Below are 1,476 nucleotides of genomic sequence, written 5' to 3'. Positions count from 1 at the left end.
CGGTGGTGCGCTCAATCATCTCAGTAACGTGTTCAGCGGAAGCGTTAGCTTCGTGCCAGTTCCTGGAGCAATCCTTGGCGATGCGAATAACAATACCCTAACCGGAACCAATGGAAATGATGTGTTCCAGGGGTTTGGTGGCGACGACACGATCATTGGCCTCCTTGGGGCCGATCGCGCAATCTACATCGACGCAACGGGTGCTCTTACCATCGATCTAACGGCCGGAACCGTGTCAGGCGCAGGCGTTGGCACAGATGCGCTAACCGGTATCGAAGCTATCCAGGGCGGCAACTTTGCAGACCATTATTCGGCCATAGGCTTTTCCGGCGATGCCGGAATTCCCGGTTCGCCTATTGGCTTCAACACGTTCGAAGGTATGGGGGGCGACGACACCATCGTTGGCACGGTCAATGCGTCAGGGCAGGTATCGACGCGCATTTCCTACGCCAGCGCAACTGGAGCTGTGACTGTTGATTTCGCTGCGGGCACCGCCAGTGGCAACGTTTCGGTTGGCAGCGACACGTTTTCGAACGTCGTCGGGGTAGTCGGCTCGAGCTTTGGCGACACCCTCAGGGGCAGCGACAATCCCAACGGCACGTACGAGCAATATGATGGCCGTGCCGGCAACGACCTGGTCGATGGCCGCGGTGGTTACGATTTCGCTGTCTATAATAATGATCCAGCCACGAGCTCCGGCATCACCGTCAACCTTGCAGCAGGAACTGTTACGGGCGATGGCACGATCGGTACTGATACGCTGCGCTCCGTGGAGGCCGTGCGCGGCACGAACTTCATCGATACGTACGACGCGACTGGATTCAGTGGGAGCAGCGTCAACGCTGGGTCAAACGGCACCTTCAACAACTTTGATGGCCAGGGCGGCGATGATGTCATCATCGGCAACGGCAATACGCGAATTCAGTACACGAATTCAACGGGCGCAGTGACGGTCGATTTCGTTGCCGGAACCGCGGTTGGCGATGCTTCGATCGGAACCGATCACTTCAGCGGCGTCAATGCCGTGATGGGCTCCATGTTCGGCGACACATTCTCGGGCAGCGCTGCCAACGAGAATTTCATGGGCCTCGCCGGCAATGATTTCATCGATGGCAAGGGCGGCTTCGACGTCGCGCAGTATGGCAATTTCACCTACGCCACGGGCGGCATCCTTGTCCAATTGGCTGTAGGTACGGTGACGGGCGATGCATCGATCGGGACCGATACGCTGCGAGCGATCGAAGGCATTCAGGGCACGGACTTCAACGACACGTTTGACGCAACGAACTTCGGAGTGAGCGGGGCCAATATCGGGAGCCTGGGCACATTCAACGAGATCCAGGGGATGGGCGGTAACGACGCTATCACCGGCAACGGCAACACGCGGATCGCCTTCTATAACGCGCTTGCCGGGGTTACGGTCGATCTGGTTACCGGGACTGCGCAGGGGACCGCCGCGGGCGATTTGGCCGATGT

Annotated in this window: 1 pseudogene; it reads left to right on the top strand. The window is 58.7% G+C overall.

Features of this window, described 5'->3' with window-relative positions:
- Positions 1-1,476: pseudogene (locus XI08_RS10020) on the top strand (hypothetical protein); the annotation flags it as partial.

Source organism: Bradyrhizobium sp. CCBAU 11361, assembly GCF_028128935.1.
In the GTDB taxonomy this organism is placed as follows: domain Bacteria; phylum Pseudomonadota; class Alphaproteobacteria; order Rhizobiales; family Xanthobacteraceae; genus Bradyrhizobium; species Bradyrhizobium niftali.
The sequence above is the reverse complement of the archived record's forward strand: the minus strand, read 5'-3'. Positions and strand labels throughout refer to the sequence as shown.